General features: G+C 70.8%; 22 protein-coding genes and 3 pseudogenes. 7 read left to right on the forward strand and 18 right to left on the reverse strand.

Features of this window, described 5'->3' with window-relative positions; translation table 11 throughout:
* A pseudogene (locus OO60_RS47480) lies at positions 1-259 on the forward strand (hypothetical protein); the annotation flags it as partial.
* Between the two features lie 12 nt (positions 260-271).
* Entirely contained in the window at positions 272-457 is a 186-nt protein-coding gene (locus tag OO60_RS11915) for a DUF397 domain-containing protein (RefSeq protein ID WP_033261358.1), read from the forward strand.
* A gap of 48 nt (positions 458-505) precedes the next feature.
* Here OO60_RS11915 and OO60_RS11920 read toward each other — a convergent pair whose 3' ends face one another.
* The 5 genes from OO60_RS11920 to OO60_RS11935 form a co-directional block, all read right to left on the reverse strand.
* Positions 506-766: a hypothetical protein gene (locus OO60_RS11920; RefSeq protein WP_033261359.1), complete on the reverse strand. Its 261-nt coding sequence runs from the start codon at positions 764-766 to the stop codon at positions 506-508.
* Complete coding sequence (locus OO60_RS11925; RefSeq protein ID WP_033261360.1) at positions 763-972, reverse strand: hypothetical protein; 210 nt, start codon at positions 970-972, stop codon at positions 763-765. The genes OO60_RS11920 and OO60_RS11925 overlap by 4 nt, the downstream gene beginning before the upstream one ends.
* A complete protein-coding gene (locus OO60_RS46415) occupies positions 969-1,136 on the reverse strand; it encodes a hypothetical protein (RefSeq protein ID WP_156081303.1) in 168 nt (55 codons plus the stop codon). The genes OO60_RS11925 and OO60_RS46415 overlap by 4 nt, the downstream gene beginning before the upstream one ends.
* Complete coding sequence (locus tag OO60_RS44970; RefSeq protein ID WP_051767675.1) at positions 1,133-1,546, reverse strand: hypothetical protein; 414 nt, start codon at positions 1,544-1,546, stop codon at positions 1,133-1,135. The genes OO60_RS46415 and OO60_RS44970 overlap by 4 nt, the downstream gene beginning before the upstream one ends.
* A 144-nt stretch (positions 1,547-1,690) precedes the next feature.
* Positions 1,691-2,599: a tyrosine-type recombinase/integrase gene (locus tag OO60_RS11935; protein WP_081911186.1), complete on the reverse strand. Its 909-nt coding sequence runs from the start codon at positions 2,597-2,599 to the stop codon at positions 1,691-1,693.
* Positions 2,600-2,731: 132 nt separating this feature from the next.
* Between OO60_RS11935 and OO60_RS11940 the strand changes: the two genes are divergently transcribed.
* Positions 2,732-3,877, forward strand: a complete 1,146-nt coding sequence (locus tag OO60_RS11940) for an Mrp/NBP35 family ATP-binding protein (RefSeq protein ID WP_033261361.1) — start codon at positions 2,732-2,734, stop codon at positions 3,875-3,877.
* A 124-nt stretch (positions 3,878-4,001) separates the two neighbouring features.
* Here the strand turns inward: OO60_RS11940 and tatB are convergent.
* From tatB to sigE, 4 genes and pseudogenes are all read right to left on the reverse strand, one after another.
* Positions 4,002-4,409, reverse strand: a pseudogene (gene tatB / locus OO60_RS11945) (Sec-independent protein translocase protein TatB); the annotation flags it as partial.
* A gap of 76 nt (positions 4,410-4,485) precedes the next feature.
* Positions 4,486-6,003 (reverse strand): trypsin-like peptidase domain-containing protein, encoded by a 1,518-nt coding sequence (locus tag OO60_RS11950; protein WP_033261362.1) that lies wholly within the window; start codon positions 6,001-6,003, stop codon positions 4,486-4,488.
* A 279-nt stretch (positions 6,004-6,282) separates the two neighbouring features.
* On the reverse strand, positions 6,283-6,933 hold the full coding sequence (locus OO60_RS11955; RefSeq protein WP_033261363.1) for an anti-sigma factor family protein: 651 nt from the start codon (positions 6,931-6,933) through the stop codon (positions 6,283-6,285).
* On the reverse strand, positions 6,930-7,520 hold the full coding sequence (gene sigE / locus OO60_RS11960) for an RNA polymerase sigma factor SigE (protein WP_003086591.1): 591 nt from the start codon (positions 7,518-7,520) through the stop codon (positions 6,930-6,932). The genes OO60_RS11955 and sigE overlap by 4 nt, the downstream gene beginning before the upstream one ends.
* Before the next feature lie 211 nt (positions 7,521-7,731).
* On the opposite strand from sigE, the gene OO60_RS11965 reads away from it, so the two are divergent.
* The gene (locus OO60_RS11965; RefSeq protein WP_003086589.1) at positions 7,732-8,376 is read left to right on the forward strand and encodes an O-methyltransferase; all 645 of its coding nucleotides are present in this window, start codon (positions 7,732-7,734) and stop codon (positions 8,374-8,376) included.
* A 3-nt stretch (positions 8,377-8,379) separates the two neighbouring features.
* On the opposite strand, the gene OO60_RS11970 is transcribed toward OO60_RS11965, so the two are convergent.
* Positions 8,380-9,561, reverse strand: a complete 1,182-nt coding sequence (locus OO60_RS11970; RefSeq protein WP_003086586.1) for an MFS transporter — start codon at positions 9,559-9,561, stop codon at positions 8,380-8,382.
* Positions 9,562-9,620: 59 nt separating this feature from the next.
* Here OO60_RS11970 and OO60_RS11975 point away from each other — a divergent pair, with 59 nt between their 5' ends.
* On the forward strand, positions 9,621-10,523 hold the full coding sequence (locus OO60_RS11975; protein ID WP_051767677.1) for a LysR family transcriptional regulator: 903 nt from the start codon (positions 9,621-9,623) through the stop codon (positions 10,521-10,523).
* Between the two features lie 8 nt (positions 10,524-10,531).
* Here OO60_RS11975 and OO60_RS45810 read toward each other — a convergent pair.
* Positions 10,532-10,744: pseudogene (locus tag OO60_RS45810) on the reverse strand (winged helix-turn-helix transcriptional regulator); the annotation flags it as partial.
* Positions 10,745-10,863: 119 nt separating this feature from the next.
* On the opposite strand from OO60_RS45810, the gene OO60_RS11980 reads away from it, so the two are divergent.
* Positions 10,864-11,628 carry an alpha/beta fold hydrolase gene (locus OO60_RS11980; protein WP_033261478.1) on the forward strand — a complete coding sequence of 255 codons (765 nt, stop codon included), beginning with the start codon at positions 10,864-10,866 and terminating at the stop codon, positions 11,626-11,628.
* Here OO60_RS11980 and OO60_RS11985 read toward each other — a convergent pair.
* Together OO60_RS11985 and OO60_RS45405 are read right to left on the reverse strand one after the other, a co-directional pair.
* Positions 11,553-13,004 (reverse strand): leucyl aminopeptidase family protein, encoded by a 1,452-nt coding sequence (locus OO60_RS11985; RefSeq protein ID WP_033261365.1) that lies wholly within the window; start codon positions 13,002-13,004, stop codon positions 11,553-11,555. The genes OO60_RS11980 and OO60_RS11985 overlap by 76 nt on opposite strands.
* 90 nt (positions 13,005-13,094) lie before the next feature.
* Positions 13,095-13,262 carry a DUF3117 domain-containing protein gene (locus OO60_RS45405; RefSeq protein WP_013222969.1) on the reverse strand — a complete coding sequence of 56 codons (168 nt, stop codon included), beginning with the start codon at positions 13,260-13,262 and terminating at the stop codon, positions 13,095-13,097.
* Between the two features lie 199 nt (positions 13,263-13,461).
* Between OO60_RS45405 and OO60_RS11990 the strand changes: the two genes are divergently transcribed.
* Positions 13,462-14,256: an enoyl-CoA hydratase-related protein gene (locus tag OO60_RS11990; RefSeq protein WP_003086570.1), complete on the forward strand. Its 795-nt coding sequence runs from the start codon at positions 13,462-13,464 to the stop codon at positions 14,254-14,256.
* Positions 14,257-14,312: 56 nt separating this feature from the next.
* On the opposite strand, the gene OO60_RS11995 is transcribed toward OO60_RS11990, so the two are convergent.
* Genes OO60_RS11995 through OO60_RS12015 form a run of 5 tightly spaced genes read right to left on the reverse strand, consistent with a single transcriptional unit; the run spans position 14,313 to position 16,626 of the window.
* Positions 14,313-14,876, reverse strand: coding sequence for a DNA-3-methyladenine glycosylase I (locus tag OO60_RS11995; RefSeq protein WP_003086568.1), 564 nt, complete (start codon positions 14,874-14,876; stop codon positions 14,313-14,315).
* On the reverse strand, positions 14,869-15,327 hold the full coding sequence (locus tag OO60_RS12000; RefSeq protein WP_003086566.1) for an SRPBCC family protein: 459 nt from the start codon (positions 15,325-15,327) through the stop codon (positions 14,869-14,871). The genes OO60_RS11995 and OO60_RS12000 overlap by 8 nt, the downstream gene beginning before the upstream one ends.
* Positions 15,324-15,647, reverse strand: a complete 324-nt coding sequence (locus OO60_RS12005; RefSeq protein WP_003086564.1) for a DivIVA domain-containing protein — start codon at positions 15,645-15,647, stop codon at positions 15,324-15,326. Before OO60_RS12005 ends, OO60_RS12000 begins: the two co-directional genes overlap by 4 nt.
* On the reverse strand, positions 15,644-16,312 hold the full coding sequence (locus OO60_RS12010) for a permease prefix domain 1-containing protein (RefSeq protein ID WP_003086562.1): 669 nt from the start codon (positions 16,310-16,312) through the stop codon (positions 15,644-15,646). The genes OO60_RS12005 and OO60_RS12010 overlap by 4 nt, the downstream gene beginning before the upstream one ends.
* Positions 16,309-16,626 carry a helix-turn-helix transcriptional regulator gene (locus OO60_RS12015; protein WP_003086561.1) on the reverse strand — a complete coding sequence of 106 codons (318 nt, stop codon included), beginning with the start codon at positions 16,624-16,626 and terminating at the stop codon, positions 16,309-16,311. Before OO60_RS12015 ends, OO60_RS12010 begins: the two co-directional genes overlap by 4 nt.
* Positions 16,627-16,686 lie beyond the last annotated feature (60 nt).

A 16,686-nucleotide genomic window follows, 5' to 3' on the forward strand; every position in this document is an offset into this window, starting at 1 on the left:
CCTTCATCAACCTCTCCATGATCACTATCATGACCAGGCGCCTGACCCGCCAGAAACAGCGGGCCAGGACCACCTAACCAAGATCCAAGACAGGCTCTTGGAGAACCGGCGCAGCGGCCAGATCTTGCACGCGGACGAGGACGTAGCGGCCTACCGCGACGCGGTCGAGTCGCTGCTACGGCTGGCGATGACCTCCGCCGCCACAGAGGAGGCCATCGCCGGTGCCATCACGGCGCTCAAGGCAGCGCCCCAGCAATAAGGGTGGAACTGGATGATCGTACCTATTAGGACCGACAGAAACTGGAGGATTTCGAGCCATTCCGCACAGGACAACCAATGTGTCGAGGTGGCCCTCGACACGCCCGCCGTCGGTCTGCGCGACAGCAAGGCCCGGGCGGCCGGCGAACTGGACGTCCCCGCGGCCTCGTGGGCGGCGTTGCTCGAGCAGATCCGGTAGAGACCTGGCGCCCCGGCACACGTGATCTGTGCCGGGGCGTCGGCGTGTTCAGGATGCCAACCATTCGACGGTTTCGGCATCCGTGAGCGTGCGCAGGTCGGTCGGTGGCCCGTCGGCGGCGGTGGCGAATTTCCACGTGAGCGGTGTGGGTGTCCGGTTTTTGTCCGGTCGGTCGAGGTTGCTCTTGCTGTTGATCCAGACCCAGCCGTGCTGCAGGCGGGCGAGGTATCGGGTCTGGCCGGGCTGCTCGTTGAGCAGGACGTCGACGCCGTCGCCCGGTTCGGGGTCGCCGGTGCGGTAGTGGGTCATGGGGATCCTGTCCAGGTGGTGGTGCGCCAGAGCGCGACGCAGGCGAGGTAGCAGGCAGCGGGCAGGCCGACGACGATCCCGATGAGCACCAGGCGCTGCGCGAGGTCGAGGACGGAGGTCCGCAGTTCGGAGCCGGCGGCGGTGCCGGCGATCAGGACGAGCAGCGCGGTGAGCACGACGGCGGCGCGCAGCAGCTGCCGCTTCATCGGGATGCCGCCAGCTCGCCGAGGACGCCGACGAGGAGCGCGGCCGCGGTGGCGAGCAGTACGCCGCCCATGAGGCGGGCGCGCCACCAGTGTCCGTCGGTGGGCTTGAGGTGCCGCGGGCGTCGGCGCGGGAGCGGGGGCGCCCGGTGCGCGCCGGCGGTCACCGGAGCACCTCGAGCAGTTCGCCGTCGGCGGTGATCGGGTCGTTGTCGGTTGCGGCGAAGACGGGGTCGCTGCCGTCGGGCTCGGCGTGTCCGTCGGTTGTGGTGGCCGGGGTGCACCAGCAGCCGGTGGACAGGATGTGGAGTCGGCGGCCGCCGGCGAGGGTGGCGGCCTGGTCGGCGGTCAGGTCGAGCTCGGCGGCCCAGGCGGTGACGGCGGCCCAGATGCGGTTGTCGGGCGCGGGGCGGCTGGCGATGACTTCGGCGATGGTCATGGCGGTGGCGGCTTCGGTGCGGGTGAGGAGGCGGTGGGGGAGCCAGGAGACGCGCCATTGGCCGGTGGGGTGGGTGCGGCGGGCGGTGTGGTCGGTGCTGGTGCTGGACATCGCGGTGTCGGTGATGCGGGTGCTCACGGGGTGCTCCGGTTGCTGGTGAGGTCTTAGGGTGGGTAGGCGGCCGGGCGCGGTAACAGCGCGCCCGGCCGTCCTGCGTGGTGCGGGGCTGGCGTCGTTCGCTCGGCCCGGGTGGTGGGTCGCGGCCTCCCCGCCGCGCGCTGGTCATGCCGATCGCCGTCGGCCGGGCTGTGGCAGCGTCTTACCGAGCTTGTCCATCGATCGCGCGGCGCGGTCCTGGGACAGCTGGACGTACATCGCGGTGGTGGCCGGTGAGCTGTGGCCCATGAGTTCCTGTGTCGCCCGGATGTCCTTGACCAGCTTGTAGTGCTGGGTGCCGAAGCGGTGCCGGAGCCAGTGCAGGGTGTAGGGCATTCCCAGGGCGGCGAAGAACTGCGACACGGTGCGGCTGACGTAGTCGGGGTTGACCGGCAGTCCGGTGCTGGTGTGGAACAGGGGGCCGCGCTTGACCCAGGAACGCAGCATCTCGTGCATCACTTTCGGCACGGGCACGATGCGTTCCTTGCCGCCCTTGCCGTCGATGCGCAGCAAGATGACGTCGCCTTCGTCGATCACCGACTCGCCGGTGAGCCTGCTGATTTCGCCGCCGCGGAGGCCGCACCAGCCAGCGAGGCAGAGCCAGATGAGGATCAGGGCGGTGGCGCACCGGAGTGCGAGCTTGAGGTCGTTTTCGGGGATCGGGTGGGGTACGCGGGTGGGGATCTTGGGGATGTCCAGGTCGAGCGCGGGATTCGCCTCAAGTCTGCCGACGTGGTGGGCCCACTTGTAGAAGGCTCGCGTGTGGCTGGTGTAGGTGGCGACCGCGGACTTCGTCAGGGGCTTCGGCCGGCGGCTGGCGTCGGCGATCTTGTCCTGCCAGCGGTCGAGGTCGTGAGCAGTCGCTTCGAGCAGGGGGACACCGAGGTTGCGGGCCAGGCGGCGGAGGCAGTCGCGTCGGTGGCGGATGGTGTCGTTGCGTGCGCCGAGTCTTCGCAGGTAGCGGAGATGTTCCTCAATTACGGAATCGTCCATCGGCCGAATGTCGCACTGCCGATTCGCCTGTTCAGCCGACATGACGGACGATAAATCCGTTGGGCGCGTCCGACAGGGCGACGCCCTGTCGACGCAGGCGGAACGGCAGGACCTGGGCCTCCCGGACTACCGGGTGCGGTTCAGCGGGCGAATACCGGCTCGTAACATGACGGGGTGACCAGTACGCAGCAGCTCCCCAGCGTCGACGATGTCCGCAGCGCGCTGAAGAGCGTGCAAGATCCCGAGATCCGGAAACCCATCACGGACCTGGGGATGGTCAAGGATGTTTCGGTGGGTTCGGACGGTGTTGTCACCGTCGGGATCTACCTGACCGTGGCCGGCTGTCCCCTGAAGGCGACGCTGACCAACGACACTCGTGAGGCGGTTTCGAAGCTCCCCGGCGTGGTCGACGTTCGCGTCGAGCTCGACGTGATGAGCGATGAGCAGCGGTCCGAGCTGCGGAAGTCGCTGCGCGGGGATGCCGCCGAGCCGGTGATTCCGTTCGCTCAGCCTGGGTCGATGACGCGGGTCTACTGCGTGGCCTCGGGTAAGGGTGGGGTCGGCAAGTCGTCCGTGACGGTGAACCTGGCTGCTGCGATGGCGGCTCGGGGGTTGTCGGTGGGTGTCGTGGATGCGGACATCTACGGGCACTCGATCCCTCGCATGCTGGGGGCGCGGGAGAAGCCGACCAAGGTCGACACGATGATCATGCCGCCGCAGTCTCACGGCGTGAAGGTCATCTCGATCGGGATGTTCACCCCGGGTAACACGCCGGTGGTGTGGCGTGGGCCGATGTTGCACCGGGCGTTGCAGCAGTTCCTCGCTGATGTGTTCTGGGGTGATCTGGACATCCTGCTGCTGGACCTGCCGCCGGGTACCGGGGATATTGCCATCTCGGTGGCTCAGTTGATTCCGAATGCGGAGATTCTTGTGGTTACCACGCCTCAGCAGGCGGCGGCGGAGGTCGCTGAGCGGGCTGGGGCGATTGCGTTGCAGACTCGGCAGCGGGTGGCCGGGGTTATCGAGAACATGTCTTGGCTGGAGACGCCGTCCGGGGAGCGGATGGAGATCTTCGGTTCGGGCGGTGGGGCGACGGTGGCGGAGTCGCTGACGAAGTCGATCGGGTCCGAGGTGCCGCTGCTGGGGCAGATTCCGATGGATCCGCGGATGGTGTCCCAGGGGGATGCTGGTGAGCCGTTGGTGCTTTCCGATCCTGAAGCTCCGGCTGCGCTGGTGCTGAAGGATGCGGCGAAGAAGCTGACCGTTAAGGCTCGTGGGTTGGCTGGGATGATGCTGAACGTTACTCCTGCTGGGCGCTGAGCCTTGTTCGGTTTCCGCCACCCCGAAGCCCGATTGTGACTACGGCCGGTAGCACCGCGTCAAGGCGGGAAAGCGTGCCTTGACCCGGTACTACCGGCCGTGTTCTGGCTTCGGATCGGGGTTGCGGGGGGCGCTCGCCTGGCTTTAGGGGCTCTGGGGCTGCCTGCGGTTGGGTTACCGGGTGGCCGTTTGAACCGTTGGTCCCGTTGGTGCCGCTCAGGTTCGGGCTTCCGTTGGTGATGCCCTTGAGGCCCAGCGGGTCCGCGTCGCCGTCGAACAGGTGCTGCGTCACCACTCGCTTCGGGTCGAAGTTTCGGAGGCCTCGCAGGTCCTCCAGGGGCTTGCGCAGCTGGTCGAACTCCGGGCCCATCTCCTCGCGGAGCTGCTCCTTTGCGCCCGTTGCGAACTCGCGGACCTTGCGCACGCTCTTCGCCAGCCAGGATGCCGCCTCCGGGAGGCGTTCCGGGCCGAGGATGAAGAGGCCGGCGATGATGAGGACGAGGATTTCCCCCCATCCGACACTGTCGAACACCGTCTACCTCCGCTCGGAAACTACCCGCCCAGGGTACCCGTCCCGGCCTGTGCGGTGGCAGGCCGAACGCGGGAACTCAGTCGGAAGCCAGGGTTACGTCCACGACGAAGCTTGCGCCGTCGCGTGCCAGGGATACCGGGACCACTTCGCCGACGTCGTGCGCTCGGACCGCGACCGTCAGCTCCGCCGAGTCGCGGACCAGGCGGTTGCCGATCTTCGTGATCACGTCGCCCTCCTTGATGCCCGCGTTCGCCGCTGGGCCGCCGGGGGCGACGTTCTTCACCTGGGCGCCCATCGTCGATGAGCCCGCGACCGTCGAAGACGCGTTGATGCCGATGTCGGCGTGCTGGACCTTGCCGTCCTTGATCAGCGATTTCGCGATCTTGATCGCGTAGTCGCTCGGGATGGCGAAGCCGATGCCGATGCTGCCGCCGTCCGCGCCCGCCGAACGGATCGAGGAGTTGATGCCGACCAGTGCGCCCGTGGAGTCGACCAGTGCGCCGCCCGAGTTGCCGTGGTTGATCGCCGCGTCGGTCTGGATGGCTTCGTACGTGACCGGTGGGGCGCCGTTGTCGCCGCCCGCCGTGATCGGGCGGTTCAGGGCGCTGACGATGCCCGCCGTCACCGAGTTCTGCAGGGCCAGGGGCGAGCCGATCGCCATCACCGTGTCGCCGACCTGCAGGTCCGCGGACTTGCCGACCTGCAGCACGGTCGGGTTGGTGACGTTCACCTTCACCACCGCGAGGTCGGTTTTCTGGTCGGCGCCGACCAGCTTGGCTTCGGTGCGGGTGCCGTCGATGAAGACGGCGGTGACCTTGACGCCCGGGTCCGCCGCGGCGGAGGCGATCACGTGCTCGTTGGTGAGGACGTACCCCTGCGGGTCGATCATCACGCCGGAACCCTGCTCGCCGGATTCGGCGCCGGGCTTGAACACCTCGAGCGAGACGACGGCGGGCGCGACGCGCTTGGCGATGTCGGCGACCGAACCGGCCGGCCGTTCCTTGCCCGCTTCGGCTTCGGAGATGGTGGCCGAGCCGGTGAGCTCGGTGCCGGTGTCACCGACCCACCAGCCGACGAAGCCGCCGGCCGCCCCGACGAGCAGTGCGACGACGCCGAGCAGGACGAGCGCCTTCGGCTGCACGCGCCGCCCGAAGAGCACCTCGGGCAGGCTGAGCAGCGCCCCAGGCGGCCGCTTGACCGGCTTCTCGTCGTCTTCGGCGGGCATGGCCGGCCCGGAGAGCACCGCGGCGGCTCCGGGGTCGCGCCACGGGTCGCGGGTGCCCGTCCACAGCGGCGGTTCGGCGTCCGGCGCGTCACCGGTGGCTTCCCGCGGCCGTTCGAGCAGGACGCCTTCGGCGCCGGGCGGCCGCCGGAACGCTTCGGCGAGGGATTCGGGCGCGGGCGGGGCGAGGTTGACGCCGTTGGCCTGCTGGGGGGTGTAGAGCTTGTCGAACGCCCCGTCGACGCCCTGCGGCCTGCCGAACACCGCGGCCTGCGCCGGATCGACGGCCGGCCGCGCGAGCGGCCGCGGGCCCAGCCGGTCGGCTTCGCGCGCGCCGGGCTGCTCGGGATTCACGTTCGGCTCGGTCATCATTCCCCGGTGCAGAAGATCAGGTGGCTGGGCGTGACGATACCCAAGCCCAGTGCTCCGAGTCTGCCGGTCGGTGGGTGAAGTGGCTGTTTCTTGCCCCCTCCCCCAAAGGGTGCCGACCCGCCGCCGGTGTCGCGAATGACTCATTCGGGACGTCCGAAGCCCCGAATGAGTCATTCGCGGCGTTCGGAACTCGCTGCCGAGGCGGGCTCGGCGGGCAAGTGCTCCGGAAATACCGAAGGCCGCCACGAAGAGGATTCGCGGCGGCCTTCGGGGAGCTGCTCAGCGGATGCCGGCCGGCACCGCCACCGGCGTCGTGCTCGGCGGCGTCGAAACGGCGGCCGGTTGCTGGGGTACGGCCATCTGGGCCGGCAGCAGGTTCGCCGGCTGCGGCGCACCGCCGCCCGTCTCCGGCGACCCGTCGCCGTCGGCCGACGTCCCCACGAGGGCCAGGGCGCTCAGCACCAGACCGGACACCACCACACCAGCGCCCTGCGCCGCGCGGCGCTTGAAGCGGCCGCCGCCGAGGACGTTCGGGGACTGGCCCAGCGGGGCCGACGAGCCCAGCGGCGCGACGCCGCCCAGGACGCCCGCGTCGCGCAGGCCGGCGACCCGGTCGGGGCGCTGGACCGCGACCAGCTGGCCGTCCGCGGTGATCGCCAGGTTGTCCGGGCTGCTCGGCAGCTCGGTGTGCTGCGGGATGGACTGCAGGCTCGCCAGGAACCCGGCCGACATCGACGGCGCCCCGGCGCGGCGGATGGTCTCGCCGGTCTGCCGCTGCGCGCGCACCTCGGCGGCGCACGCCGGGCAGCGGGTGATGTGCGACGCCGCGCGGTCGCGGGCGCCGTGGGTCAGTTCGCCGTCGACGAACGCCACCACGACGTCCGGCAGCAGGTGCGACTCGGGGAGTCCCCAGCCTCGCGGTGCGGTCATACCGTCACCTTCGCAGACTGCGGTGCGTAAGCGCGACGGCGCTCCAGCGAAGCGCGCAGCGCCTGACGGCCGCGGTGGATGCGGCTGCGGACGGTGCCCAGCTTGACACCGAGGGTGGCGCCGATCTCCTCGTAGGACAGCCCCTCGACGTCACAGAGGACGACGGCGGCGCGGAACTCCGGGGGCAGCTCGTCGAGCGCCGCCTGCAGGTCCGGGTCCAGGTGGGTGTCCGAGTAGACCTGCTCGGGGCTGGGGTCGTCGCCCACGATCCGGTCGGTGTCTTCGGGCAGGCCTTCCATCCGCACCCGCGAGCGGCGGCGGGCCATGTCCAGGAACAGGTTGGTGGTGATCCGGTGCAGCCAGCCTTCGAACGTGCCGGGCTTGTAGGACGCCAGCGAGCGGAACACCCGGATGAAGGTCTCCTGCGTCAGGTCCTCGGCGTCGTGGGTGTTGCCGGTGAGGCGGTAGGCGAGCCGGTAGACACGGTCACCGTGTTCGCGCACGACCTCGTCCCACGACGGCGGCGTCCAGGTCGCCTCGTCCAGGGTCACCGGCTGGGCCCCGGCGTCGGCAACGGCGTTCTGCATAGCGGGAGCAGGCACCTCCATCTGTGTTTCTCCTGTCTGCTCCACCCAACGCGGGTCGTCGGCACGGTGTTCCCGTGTGGTCGGATTTCAGTCTCTCCGGGTTCCTTATGGTTCTAGTGAGACTGGACTGAGAGCAGGCTGAGAACTTCTTCCCGGGTGCTTACCAGGGAGCCTGCGCGGATTTATCGACAACCAACGCTAACCTCCGTGCGTGAACACGCCCACCCCTGCGGCCGCACCGGCCGATTCCGGGTTCGTCGACGGGTACCTGCCCGACGACGAGGTGCTGTCCGCGGCCCGCGCCAGGGCCGAGGACCTGGGCTGCACCCCCCTGAGCGCGGGTGCGGGCGCGACGTTGCGCTTCCTGGCCGCAACGCTGTGCGCGAAAGCGGTGGTCGAGGTGGGCACGGGAGCAGGCGTGAGCGGCCTGAGCCTCCTGCGCGGAATGGCCCCGGACGGCGTCCTGACCAGCATCGACGTCGAGCCGGAGTACCAGCGCGCGGCGCGCACGACATTCCGCGAGGCGGGCTTCGCACCGGGCCGGACGCGGTTGATCATCGGACGCGCACTGGACGTACTGCAGCGCCTGACCCCGGGCGGCTACGACCTGGTGTTCGTGGATTCGGCCCACATCGAGTACCCGGGGTGCTACGAGCTGGGGGTATCGCTGCTGCGACGCGGCGGAATCATCGCGTTCCACAACGTCCTGGTGGGCGGCCGGGTGATCGACCCATCCCACCGGGACCCGGAGACGCTGGCGCTGCGCGAGGTGGCCCGGGCGTTCCGCGAGGACGAACGCCTGGTCCCGGCGTTGCTGCCGGTGGGCGGCGGACTACTGGTGGCGGCAGCCACCTGAGTCTCACCCAGCACCCACCAACTCGAGCCGCTCAGCACGCACCCGAGTCCCAGCCCCCACCGCAGCCACCGCCAGCAGCAGCCACACCGCCACCACGGCAACCAGCCAAGCCCACCCCGCGTGCCCGTAAACCCAAGCCCCAGCAGCCCCGCCGACGCTGCTGCCCAGGTAGTACGTAGCCGTGTACATCCCACCCACCTGACCGCGCGCCCCCTCCGGAGCATCAGCCGCCGCCCACCCGTTCGCAACGGCGTGAGCCGCGAAGAACGCGCACGTCAGCACCAAGAACCCGGCGATGACCAGCGGCAAGTGATCCGGCAGCGTCAAAGCCGCACCGACAGCGGTCAACAGCAACGCACCCACCAGCGCACGGCGGCGCCCCACCCGCGCCACCAGCCGCCCGGCCGCCGCCGAGGACACCGAGCCGGTCGCATAAGCCAAGAACACCAGCGACGCGATCGCCGGCGACAGGTCGAGAGGGTGGCCGGTAAGCCGGAACCCAGCCGCGTTGTACAGCGCAACGAAGGACCCCATCGCCAGCAACGCCACGGCGTACTGCGCCAGCAACACCGGCCTGCTCAACGCCGTCAAAAGCCCCCGCCCGACACCCCCGGAACGCCCCGCACGAGACCCCGGCGGCAACGCAACAACCGTAACGGCCGAGCACACCGCCCCCACCGCAGCGACGACGAACAACGCTCCACGCCACCCCAGCGGCCCCGCGGTGAACCCACTGGCCAACCGCCCGAGCATCCCCCCGACCGTGTTGCCGGCGATCATCGCGCCCACCGCAGCCGCAACGCCCGCGCGGCCCAGCCGTTCGGCCAGGTACGCGGCCGCAACCCCAGGGAACCCCGCGATGGCCACGCCCTGCAGCGCACGCAGCACCAGCAGCGCCGGATACGTCGGCATCAGCGGCAGCAGCAGCCCGATCACCACCGACGCGACAACCGACGTCAGGATCACCGGACGCCGTCCGACCACCTCGGACAGCGCCGCGATAGGCAGCACGGCGATGGCGAGCGCCCCGGTCGCGACACTGACCGCGAGCGCCGCCCCACCGGGATCCAGGTGGTACTGCGCGGCAAGCTGCGGCAGCACCGGTTGCGGCGCGTAGAGCAGGGCGAACGAGGAGATCCCGGCCGCGGCAACGGCGGTCTTGACTCGGCGGGTGGAAGTCACCATTCGAAAGTAAGCAGCGCTAATCAATACGTCTAATGCGTTCAAGTGGCAGAATCGATGCGGTGACGTATGACTCGCTGTCCGCGCAGGTCACGCCCCACCTGCCGTTGCTCGCCGCACTGCGGGAGACGAGGAACATCACACGCGCCGCCGAGCTGCTGGGCGTGCCGCAGCCGACGGTCAGCCGCCGGCTCGCCGCGCTGGCCGACGCGCTCGGAGCCCCGCTCACCGTCCCGGACGGCCGCGGCATCCGGCTGACGCGCGCGGCGGAACTGCTGGCCGAGGCGGCCGAGCGCGGCCTGGCGGCGGTCGAGACCGGCGTCCGGCTGGCGCGCGAGGAGGTGTCACCGGAGTCGGGGCACGTCGTGCTGGGGTTCCTGCACCTGCTCGGGCGGTCGCTGGTGCCCTCGCTGCTGCGCGGGTACCGCGCGCGGTACCCGGGCGTGCGGTTCACGCTGGTGCAGGGCTCGCGGCAGGACATGGTCGACCGGCTCGTGGCCGGCGAGCTGGACCTCGCCCTGGTGGCGCCGCTGCCGGCCGTCCCGGCGCTGGCCTGCGCGGGCCTGGTGGACGAGGAGATCCTGCTGTCGGTCCCGGCCGGTCACCGGCTGGCCGGGCGGGCGTCGGTGCGCGTGGCCGAGCTGGCGGACGAGGAGTTCGTCCTGCTGGAGCAGGGGTATGGCGTGCGAACGTTGACCGACGAGCTCTGCGCGGCGGCGGGCTTCACGCCGCGGATCGCGTTCGAGGGCCAGGAGTCGGACACCGTGCGCGGCTTGGTGGCGGCGGGGCTGGGGGTGGCGCTGCTGCCGAGGTTCGGGCCGGGCACCCCGGCGGGGGTGGCGGAGGTGCCGCTTTCACCGCCGCCGTACCGGACGATCGGGCTGGCGTGGCGGGCGGACGAGCCGATGACGAGCAGGGGCGCGGCGGCTTCGCGCAGCGTCCGGCCCATCGAGGTCAGCTCGTAGCTCACGTGCGGCGGCATGACTTCGCGGACTGTCCGGGTCAGGATCCCGTCCCGCTCGAGGTCGCGCAGGGTCACCGTGAGCATGCGCTGGCTGATCCCGTCGATGGCCCGCTTGAGCTCGGTGAAGCGCAGCGGCCCGTCCTTCAGCACGCGGACGACGAGCAGCGCCCACTTGTCGCCCACGATGTCGAGCACCGCCCGGGTCCGGCACGCGTCCTGCACGGTTACCTCCAGAGAACCGGGGCACGGAAAAGTGCCTTATTGCCCGCCGCGCGTCGAGTGGATCACGATGGTTCCGGTTACCGAATGGTACCGAGGCACTGACCGGAACCGAGGTGGAAATGTCAACGTTCGTCCTAGTGCACGGCGCCTGGCACAGCGGACGGTGCTGGGACCGGGTGGTCCCGCGGCTCGAATCGGCCGGGCACCGGGTGCTCGCGCCGTCGCTGACCGGCTACGGCGACAAGGCGCACCTGCTGAGCCCGGAGGTCGGGCTCGGCACCCACGTCGACGACATCGCCACGCTGGTCGAGGCGCTCGACGACGTCGTGCTGGTCGGGCACAGCTACGCGGGCCTGGTGATCTCCTCGGTCGCCAACCGCCACCCGGAGCGGATCGCGGACCTGGTGTACCTCGACGCGATGGTCCCGGAAGACGGCGAAACCGCGGTGGACGTCATGCCGATCACGGAACAGCTCATCGACGCCGCGGTCGACGGCTGGCGGGTCCCGCCGCTGCCGGAGCTGCCACCGCCGCTCGGCCTGTTCGGGGTGACCGACCCCGGAGACGCCGCCTGGCTGCGCTCGATGCTTTCCGACCAGCCGGTGCGGTGCCTCCAGGAACCGGTGCGGCTGGACAACCCGGCGGTGCACGCGATCCCCCGCACGCACATCCACTGCACCGGCGGGCGCCCGGACGGCATCACCCGGCGGCCCGTCCCACCGGGGTCACGCGTGCGGGAGCTGCCGACCGGCCACGACTGCATGATCACCATGCCCGCCGAGCTCGCCGCGCTGCTCGCCGAGGTGGCTCAGCTCAGCGACGCCGCCAGCTCCACCAGCGTCCGCGCCGCGAACCCAGTCGCACCCGGGACCACCTCGTCGTAGTTCTTCTCCGACCGCGCCGGGCCCGCGATGTCCAGGTGCGCCCACGGCAGTCCCGCCGTGAACTCGCGCAGGAACAACGCCGCCGTGATGCCGCCAGGGCCGCCCGGGGTCTGGCGGACGTCGCCGAACTCGCCGCGGACGTTCTCCGCGTAGTCCTCCACCAGCGGCATCCGCCACCAGGCCTCGCCCACCCGGGCGCCCGCTTCCGACACCGCGGCCGCCAGTGCGTCGTCCGAGGCGAACAGGCCGCCCGTGCGCAGGCCCAGCGAGACCTTCATCGCGCCGGTCAGCGTCGCCGCGTCGACCACGTAGTCCGGGGAGAACTTGCGGATGCCGTACGCCAGCGCGTCGGCCAGGACCATCCGGCCCTCCGCGTCCGTGTTGCCCACCTCGGTCGTCTTGCCGCCGTAGTGGCGGACGATGTCGCCCGGGCGGTACGACGAGCCCGAGACGTGGTTCTCCGCGCACGGGACCAGCGCCGTCACCCGGACCGGCAGCCCCAGTGCCGCGATCGCGCGGGTCGCCGCGATCACCGCCGCGCCGCCCGCCATGTCCGTGCGCATCAGGTGCATGCCGTCGGCCGGCTTGATCGACAGGCCGCCCGTGTCGAACGTGATGCCCTTGCCCACCAGCAGCAGGTGCCGGGTCGCGCCGGCCGGCTGGTACGTCATCTCGACCAGCCGCGGCGGCCGCGCCGAACCGCCGCCGACCGCCAGGACGCCGCCGAAGCCCTCCGCCGCCAGCCACTTCTCGTCCCGGACCGTCACCTCGACGCGCGAGCCGGCGACGCGGGCCGCGGTGTCGGCCAGCCAGGCCGGCGTCTTCACGTTGGACGGCGTGTTCGCGAGGTCGCGGGTCAGCGCCGTCGCCGCCGCGAGCGCCGCGGCCCGCTCGACCAGCTCCGGCACCGCCTCGTCGGCGGTGACCAGCCGGATCGTCCGCACCACCGGCTTCGGGTCCTCGGCGGTCACCTTGAACCGGTAGCCGCCGAGCAGCAGGCCCAGCACCAGCTCGGTCACGTGCTCGCCGGACGCCTCCTCGGGCAGTTCCAGCTGCACCGCGCGGAACGCCTTGCCGCCGTTTTCGACGTCCTCGGCCAGCGAAGCGTGCACAGCGCGAACCAGGGCCGCGCCGGTCTTGCGGTACTGCTTGGGTTCGCCGCCGCCCAGCCCCGCCACCCAGCGCGGGCCGGTGCCGGGGACCGTCTGGACGTCGCCCGCCTTGCCGCTGATCCGGACGCCCTCGATCTCCAAGGGCTCGACGTCATCGTTGTCGGGCGCGGCCACCAGCCGGGCCGTCGGGAGGCCGCGGCGGAGCTGTCCCGCGACCTCGATGTCGAGCAGGGTAGCCGGAACGGGCGGTAGCGGATTACGCACAGTGAGCAACCTTCGGGCGCAGAGGAACCGCGACCCCGGCCTCCGAAGGGAGACCGGGGTGCGACGGAAGGACGGATCGGGAAGGCAGGCTCAGCCGGTGACCTCCGCCAGTGCGGCGCCGAGGTCCTTCGCTTCTTCCGCGGAGAGTTCGACGACGAGTCGCCCACCACCCTCGAGCGGTACGCGCATCACGAGGCCCCGCCCCTCCTTAGTCACTTCGAGGGGACCATCTCCGGTCCGGGGCTTCATGGCCGCCATAGCGTGCTCCCTCCGTCTCAACCGGCGCGCCCGGGTCGCGCTCGCGTGAAAGCCAGCCGGGTCTGGTGTCCATTGTCCCTCATCAGCGGCCGGGCGCATCAGCGGAGGGGATCTTTTACCGCCGTATCGGTGCTGGTATGCGGCCCGCGCGAGGTGAAAGACTCTCGGCCGACCGAAGTTTTCCGCGCAAGGAGAAGACGTGACCACATCCGACGTCCTGTTGACCGCCGACGCCGACGGGGTGCGCACCCTCACCCTCAACCGGCCGCAGGCGTACAACTCGCTGACCGTGGAGCTGAAGGAAGCACTGCTCGCGGCACTGCGCGAGGCGGCGGACGACAAGGGAGTCCGCGCGGTCGTGCTGACCGGTTCCGGCAAGGCGTTCTGCGCCGGGCAGGACCTCAAGGAGCACGTGGGACTGCTGCAAGCGGGTGACCCCGCCCCGCTACAGACCGTGAAGGAGCACTACAACCCGATCGTCAAGGCGATCGTGGCGATGGAGAAGCCGGTGATCGCCGCCGTCAACGGCACCGCCGCCGGTGCCGGTGCCGCCTTCGCCTACGCCAGCGACCTGCGGATCGCCGCCGAGTCGTCGTCGTTCCTGATGGCGTTCGCCAACGTCGGGCTCGGCCCGGACTCGGGCGCGTCCTGGACGCTGCAGCGGCTGGTCGGCTACGGCCGCGCCGCCGAGCTGATGCTGCTGGCCCGGACCGTCGACGCGGCCGAGGCGCTGCGGCTCGGCCTGGTCGCCGAAGTCGTGCCGGACGCGGAGCTCGCGGCCCGCGCCCAGCAGGTGGCGGCGAAGCTCGCGGCCGGCCCGACCGTGGCCTACGCGAAGATCAAGAGCGTGCTAAACCTGGCCGCGCAGTCGACGTTCGACGAGGCCCTCGACGCCGAGGACGCCGCCCAGGCCGCGCTCGGCGGAACGGCCGACCACGCCGAAGCCGTCGAGGCCTTCGTCGCCAAGCGCAAGCCCACCTTCCAAGGCAAGTAAGCAGCCTGCCGCGACAGGTCGTGAGTGTTTAGGCGGGTTCTAACCCGCCTAAACACTCACGAGGCGCGGAAGCAGCCGGAGACGTGGTCGTCGACCATGCCGGTCGCCTGCATCAGCGCGTAGCACGTCGTCGGGCCGAGGAAGACGAAACCGCGCTTCTTCAGCTCCTTCGCCATCGCCTTGGACTCGTCGGTGATGGCCGGGACGTCGGCCATCGTCGCGGGCCGCTTGTGCGAAGCGGGCGCGAACGACCACAGGAGGTCGTCGAGCGGCTGGTCCAGCGAAGCGATCGCCTGCGCGTTCTTGATCGCGGCCAGGATCTTCGCCCGGTTCCGGACGATCGACGCGTCCTGCATCAGCCGCTCGACGTCGGCGTCGCCGAACTTCGCCACCTTCGCCGGCTTGAACTGCTTGAACGCCTTCCGGAAGCCCTCTCGCTTGCGCAGGATCGTGATCCACGACAGCCCCGACTGGAACGACTCGAGGCAGAGCCGCTCGTACAGCGCGTCCTGCCCGTGGAGCGGCACGCCCCACTCCGTGTCGTGGTACTCGATGTAGTCCGCGGCCGAATTGCCCCAGCTGCACCGCGCGACGCCGTCGGCGCCGACCAGCTCACTCATCCCCACCCACCGAATAGTCCTCCGCGAACCGCGCGAACCGCCGCAGCGACTGGCGCACCCCCAGCGCGAACGCCGGCCGCACCACCGGCCAGCCGAGCCGGCCCAGCGGCCCGAACGGCAGCCGCAGGTGCTCGGCCCAGACGAACGTCGAGCGCGCCGCCCCCTTCGCCACCACCTGGAACGTGCCCGTGCCCTGCACGACGCTGCCCAGGTGCCGGACCGCGCACCGCACCGGCGGCTCCCAGCTGGTGATCTCCATGGTGTCGGTGAAGCCGATGCCGGCCACGCCGGTGAACGCCGACAGCCGCGACCCGACGCTGCGGCCGTTGCCCTCGACCACCTCGACCTCGGTGCCGAGCATCCATTCGCCCTGGCGGGTCCAGTCGGTCAGCGCGAGCCAGGTCGTCCCGGCCGGAGCGCGGACGTCGACCGAGAGCACCAGGTCCGTCACGGGGCGCCCTCGGGCGCGTTCTCCCGCTCCTGCTCGCGCTGCTCCAGCTCGGCGACCCGGGCGCGCAGCTCGTCGAGCTCGACGCCGAGCCGCCGCACCACCCAGTCCACTTCGGACATCTTGTAGCCGCGGAACACCAGCTGGAACCGGACGTCGGCCAGGTCCTCGCCGGTGATGTCCTCGGCGGGCAGCCGCGTGGGCGAGCTGCCCGGCGGCAGCGGGGCGAGCTCCTCACCCCGGCCGAACACCACCGCGGCGAGCAGGAACACCACGGCCGCCACCAGCAGCATGACTACGAGGTAGATCAGCGCGGTCGTCACGCGACGATCGTGGCATACCCACCCCAGGATCGTCTCGCGAGCACGACGAGCCGGACCGAAAGCAGCACCCAGGCGACCATCAGCAGGACGCAGGGAACGCTCAGGAACAGCCGGGAGACGTCGACGAGGCCGGTCGAGCCGATCACCAGCCCGACCGAGGCCAGGTTGATGCCGACGGCCAGCGCGATCAGCGCGCCGCAGAACCGGGCGAGCCGGACGGCGTCGAGCCGGCGTGACAGCCACCGGATGCCGACCAGGGCGAGCACGCCGATCACCGGCACGACGAACACGGCGCCGTGCGTGGCGTGCGCGATCACGCGGTACCACTCCGGCGTCGGCGTCGAAAGTTTCGTCCACTCGCCGAAGGTCAGGATCCGGGCGTAGTCCCACGAAACCTGCATCAGCGGGACGCCGATGACGAGCTTCCACAGCGTCCGGACGCCGCTGAGCATGCCGAGCTCGGCCTGGTAGTCGCGGGCGACGACGGCCGCCGGGCCGAAGTCGGCGACCGCCCGGCGCTGTGCGTCCTCGTCGCTCCAGCCGCCCGCGCGGTAGGCGTCGGCGGCGTCGTGCAGCCCGTCGCGGGCTTCTTCGAGCAGGTCGGCCTTGAACTTGCCGCAGCCGTGCAGCCGCCGGTCGAGGTCCCCCAGGTACTCGTCGATCATGCGCCCAGCACTCCCCCGATGACCGTGGTGAACTCCCGCCACTCGGTGCGTTCGGCGGCCAGTGCCTGCTCGCCGGAGCGGGTGAGCCGGTACGTGCGGCGCTTGCGGCCGGACACGACGTCCCACTCGCTGGCCAGCCAGCCGGCCCGCTCGAGCCGGCGCAGCGCCGGGTACACGGTGCCGGTGGGCAGGTCGAGCGCGCCGTCGCTGCGCAGCTGGAGCGCCTCGATGATCGCGTAGCCGTGCAGTTTCCGGCCGTCGAGCACGGCCAGCAGCAACGCGTCGAGGTGCCCGCGCAGGGTGTCCGCCTTCATGAGTACGCAGTCTACAGGTCGCCTTGCTACATGTAGTCAGGCTATGTGTAGCCTGCCTAC

This window comes from Amycolatopsis vancoresmycina (genome assembly GCF_000716785.1).
GTDB lineage: Bacteria > Actinomycetota > Actinomycetes > Mycobacteriales > Pseudonocardiaceae > Amycolatopsis > Amycolatopsis vancoresmycina.

Bases quoted from the DNA above. Each gene is read 5' to 3' on its own strand.
- OO60_RS11980 (WP_033261478.1), top strand. From the start codon at position 10,864: ATGTCAACGTTCGTCCTAGTGCACGGCGCCTGGCACAGCGGACGGTGC.
- OO60_RS45405 (WP_013222969.1), bottom strand. From the start codon at position 13,262: ATGGCGGCCATGAAGCCCCGGACCGGAGATGGTCCCCTCGAAGTGACT.
- OO60_RS11955 (WP_033261363.1), bottom strand. From the start codon at position 6,933: ATGACCGCACCGCGAGGCTGGGGACTCCCCGAGTCGCACCTGCTGCCG.
- sigE (WP_003086591.1), bottom strand. From the start codon at position 7,520: ATGCAGAACGCCGTTGCCGACGCCGGGGCCCAGCCGGTGACCCTGGAC.
- OO60_RS11950 (WP_033261362.1), bottom strand. From the start codon at position 6,003: ATGATGACCGAGCCGAACGTGAATCCCGAGCAGCCCGGCGCGCGCGAA.
- OO60_RS11995 (WP_003086568.1), bottom strand. From the start codon at position 14,876: ATGAGTGAGCTGGTCGGCGCCGACGGCGTCGCGCGGTGCAGCTGGGGC.
- OO60_RS11970 (WP_003086586.1), bottom strand. From the start codon at position 9,561: ATGGTGACTTCCACCCGCCGAGTCAAGACCGCCGTTGCCGCGGCCGGG.
- OO60_RS11920 (WP_033261359.1), bottom strand. From the start codon at position 766: ATGACCCACTACCGCACCGGCGACCCCGAACCGGGCGACGGCGTCGAC.
- OO60_RS12010 (WP_003086562.1), bottom strand. From the start codon at position 16,312: ATGATCGACGAGTACCTGGGGGACCTCGACCGGCGGCTGCACGGCTGC.
- OO60_RS11915 (WP_033261358.1), top strand. From the start codon at position 272: ATGATCGTACCTATTAGGACCGACAGAAACTGGAGGATTTCGAGCCAT.
- OO60_RS11925 (WP_033261360.1), bottom strand. From the start codon at position 972: ATGAAGCGGCAGCTGCTGCGCGCCGCCGTCGTGCTCACCGCGCTGCTC.
- OO60_RS11935 (WP_081911186.1), bottom strand. From the start codon at position 2,599: ATGTCGGCTGAACAGGCGAATCGGCAGTGCGACATTCGGCCGATGGAC.
- OO60_RS12015 (WP_003086561.1), bottom strand. From the start codon at position 16,626: ATGAAGGCGGACACCCTGCGCGGGCACCTCGACGCGTTGCTGCTGGCC.